We start from the raw sequence: 356 nt of genomic DNA, 5'->3' as shown, positions 1-356 counted from the left end.
CCGCTGGGGTACGCATCCCCTATTTCGGGCACTACCGACAGAGCGTCGGTCTACGGCTCCAAGTTCACCGGCAAGACCATCAGCAACAACGCAGACTTCTACCTGTCCGGGCCGTTCAGCCTGGGTGGGCGTGAACATCAATTGGTTGTCGGCTCTTCAGTCTCGCGCTCGCACTGGGAAGGCAATGACTATTACGGCTACGAAGCGACTTACAGGGACAGCAACAACTTCCCCCTCTATGAGTGGGACGGTGACAGCCTGGAGCCGGCCTGGGGCCCTGCCCACGAGAAAGACGATATCACCCGTCAGGCGGCCGTCTACTTCTCTACACGCCTGAGCCTCACCGACGACCTGTC

General features: G+C 60.1%; 1 pseudogene. It reads left to right on the top strand.

Annotation, left to right across the window (positions count from 1 at the left end):
• Positions 1 to 356: pseudogene (locus tag AAEY72_RS14295) on the top strand (TonB-dependent siderophore receptor); the annotation flags it as partial.

The sequence above is a fragment of the Psychrobacter sp. W2-37-MNA-CIBAN-0211 genome (genome assembly GCF_040309405.1).
In the GTDB taxonomy this organism is placed as follows: Bacteria; Pseudomonadota; Gammaproteobacteria; order Pseudomonadales; family Moraxellaceae; genus Psychrobacter; species Psychrobacter glaciei.
Note: the sequence above shows the minus strand (reverse complement) of the source record. Positions and strands in the feature narration are given on the sequence as shown.